The organism is Chloroflexota bacterium, assembly GCA_040902225.1.
Taxonomy (GTDB): Bacteria; Chloroflexota; Limnocylindria; order QHBO01; family QHBO01; genus CF-167.
In genome coordinates this window covers 1-3,176 of record JBBDXT010000004.1, presented here as the reverse complement: position 1 = coordinate 3,176, position 3,176 = coordinate 1, and the positions used below count along the sequence as shown (strand labels likewise).

The window sequence follows — 3,176 nt, the reverse complement described above, 5'->3', positions numbered from 1 at the left end:
CCGGCCACGGCACGTGGCCGGCCTCCCCTTGACTCTCGACAGATTCTCGGCACGCACCCTCGACCCGCACCGAAGCCGCGCCCCAAGCCCACCAGGCGGCGGAAGCGACGCAAATGATCTGGCGCTGCCAAGAAGACTCGCTGGCAGGCTTCGCCGGGCGCACGGTGCGGGTCACGGCCCTGCGCTGCCGGCGTTGGAGCTGCCCGCACTGTGCGAAGCGATTGCGGCGACGGATGGTGGCTCGGGCGCTGGCCGGCTTCGAATCCGGCGAGCGGGTCCGGATGCTGACCCTCACCTCGCCCGGCGACGAGGACTTCACGCGCTCGTATGCAGAGCTGCGACCGCGCTGGAAGCGGTTCCGTGAGCTGCTGCGCCGCCGCTTCCGGCGCTCGGGGTTCGAGTACTTCGCGGTCATTGAGCGCCAGCAGCGTGGTCACGCCCACCTGCACGTGCTGTTTCGCGGGCCGTTCATCCCTGCGTCGTGGCTGACCTACGCGGCGCGCAAGGCCGGCTTCGGCAAGATCGCCGACGTTCGCGCGGTGGGCAAGCAGGCCGGCGCGTACGTCGCCAAATACCTAGGCAAGGAGATGGGCCGCACGCCGGAGGGGCTCGGCTTCCCGCCGTTGCCCAAGTGGCACCGCCGGGCGAGCTGGTCGCGCGGCTGGGCGCTCCACTTCGCACAGCGTGGTGCGACATGGCGGGCGAGCCTCGCCGGCTACACCTGGTACCTAGCCAACGGCAGTCCGCTGTTCGTCGCCCACCGTCTGGCTCGCCTCGGCTACGAGCTGGAGGCCATCGACTATGGCGATGTGCCGCCCGACGGGCAGCGCTGGGAGGTCGGCCGTCAGGAGCGGTTCGTGATTCAGCGCCCCAATGACCGGCACCCGGTCAACTGCTGGCTATGCGCCGCTGGCGGACCGCTCGCCCGCCGGGCGCACGGGCCGCGGCCCCGCCCGGTTCCAGCGGCACCTGCGGCGCGATCCGAGCTGACGCGGTTCGACCGGCTTGCCGGGTTCGAGGAACTGACGCTAGACCTCCGGCTAGACGAAGCCGGCGCTATCGCAGGCAGCGGTCCTCCGGCCGGTTCCGGCGCGGTCCGGCCGGGATCGGACGCCCCGCTGTCCGTGGACCGCGCTTCCGCTTTGCCGGTTCCGGCGCGGTCCGGTCGGGATCGGACGCCCAGCCCGCCGCTGAAGGTGCGCGGCGGATGACCACCCCAGCGCCGAGCATTGACGAGACGATCCTCGCGCTGTTCCGCGAACGCGGTCTGTTGGCCTCCGCCGATCTGGCCAGCGCCCTGGGCATCCATGAGCGCTCGGTGCGGCGGCGCCTGCGGAGGCTGATCCGCGACGGCTACGTCTTCTCGCCCGAGCGCGGTCGGTATCGGATCACCGCCGCCGGGGCCGCAGTCATGGCTCCGCTGGAGGCACGCCCCAGTCTCGTGGAGAGCAGCCCGCGCGACCTCATCGACCGCTGGCGGAGGCGACCCGAATGACGCGGCCGCAGCGCCGACAGGCGACCGCTGCCGGTGCCCGGATCGGCCCGCGGCTGGCTGAAATCCTGGCGCGGATGGTGGAAGCCAAGTTAGCGGCAGAAGGGGCTTCCCTTCCTCGATCGAAGGACGGTATCGTCCGACGGCCCGTAAGCCCGGGCAGGAAATAGGACCGCCGCATGCTCGCTCACCGGATCACCGATCTGCGCCACGAGGACCTGGCCGACCGCCGTTGGGCCGGCTACCTGCGCGAGTCGACCAAAGCCCAGGCGGATCGCTACGGCCCGGATCTGCAGCGCGCTGAGCAGCGCCGCTACGCCGAGCGCTACGGCTTGCGGGCGACCGGCCTGGAGTACATCGACCTCGTCAGCGGCAAGGACACCCTACGCCGCACCGACTTCCAGCGGATGCTGGGTGACGCCGACGGCGGCGCATTCGACGTGCTCCTCTGCTACGACACCAGCCGCTTCGCCCGCAACCCGGCGGACCACTACGTCTACCTCAACCGCCTCGAGGAGCTGGGCGTTACCGTCGTGTTCTGCGCGGAGAGCCTCATCGCGGGCAACACCGAAACCTACGAGCTGCAAGGGCTCAAGGCCGTCGGCGACGCGGCCTACCTGCGCCGCTTGTCGCGCAACGTGTCGCTCGGCCTCAAGCAGAAATGGGAGCGCTACAGCGATCCCGGTGGGCATCCGCCGCTGGGCTTCGCCCGGCTCGGTGAGATCCGGCTGCTGGCGCCCGTTGAAGGGCCTGAGCTTGACCAAGCGCGGCGCGCGTTCGAGCTGTATGCCACCGGCACCCACAGCGACGCCTCGATCGGTCGCGAGCTGGGGCAGAGCGAGTACCGCGTCGAGGAGATCCTGCAGAACCCCCTCTACGCCGGGCGGGTCGTGCGCCACCGCGGCCGACCCGATGAGGAGGAGCGGCCGGCTCCCTTCCCGCCACCAATCGATCCCGCCCTCTTCGAGCGCGTCCAACTCATGCGTGCTGCACGCCACACGCGACACTCGGCGGGCGGCGGCGAGGCTGGCCGGCGCCCGTATCCACTCGCCCGGCTGCTGCGTTGCGCAGCCTGTGGGTGCCACTACCACGGGGACGCATCGAACCGCATCCGTCGCCTGCGGCATGTGGCCCGCCCCGCCTGCGCTCGGAGCCTCACCTGCCGCGCAGATGGGGTGGAGGATCAAATCGCGGCGATGTTCGACCGGGTAGAGCTGGGCGACGAGGACATCGCGGCGGTGCTGCGCCTCATGCGGCTACCGGCCGAGGAGAGCGGACCCGAGGTCGAGATCGAGAACGCCGGCCGGCGCGCTGACCTACAGGCCGCCCTCGCTGTTGGCACGATCAACCTGGACGCCTTCTCCCGCGCGTGGCGGCGTCTAGAGGCCCCACGCCGGCCGCTGCGCCGCGAAGCGGGTACCGAGCAGCTCGAGCGGGCGAGGGCGCTCCTTGCGGACGTTGGCGGCCTATGGCGCGACGGCGACGTACCCGGAGAGCTCAAGGAGCAGGCGGCGATCGAGATGCTCGAAAGGATTGATCTGCTCGGCTCGCGCGTCGTGGCCATCCACCCGCGCGGCGACTATGCCTGGCTTCTCGGAATGGCCGCGAAGAAGCACGGCGACGTGGGAATGGTCGGGGCGAGAGGATTTGAACCTCCGACCTCATCGTCCCGAACGATGCGCGC

At 70.8% G+C, this 3,176-nt stretch carries 3 protein-coding genes; all 3 read left to right on the top strand.

Annotated elements, in window-relative coordinates; translation table 11 throughout:
* Nucleotides 1-113: 113 nt before the first annotated feature.
* Complete coding sequence (locus WEB29_02265; GenBank protein ID MEX2135773.1) at nt 114-1,211, top strand: hypothetical protein; 1,098 nt, start codon at nt 114-116, stop codon at nt 1,209-1,211.
* Entirely contained in the window at nt 1,208-1,495 is a 288-nt protein-coding gene (locus WEB29_02260) for a winged helix-turn-helix transcriptional regulator (protein MEX2135772.1), read from the top strand. The genes WEB29_02265 and WEB29_02260 overlap by 4 nt, the downstream gene beginning before the upstream one ends.
* A 176-nt stretch (nt 1,496-1,671) precedes the next feature.
* On the top strand, nt 1,672-3,176 hold a 1,505-nt coding region (locus tag WEB29_02255), incomplete at its 3' end, for a recombinase family protein (protein ID MEX2135771.1).

Bases quoted from the DNA above. Each gene is read 5' to 3' on its own strand.
- WEB29_02265 (MEX2135773.1), top strand. From the start codon at position 114: ATGATCTGGCGCTGCCAAGAAGACTCGCTGGCAGGCTTCGCCGGGCGC.
- WEB29_02260 (MEX2135772.1), top strand. From the start codon at position 1,208: ATGACCACCCCAGCGCCGAGCATTGACGAGACGATCCTCGCGCTGTTC.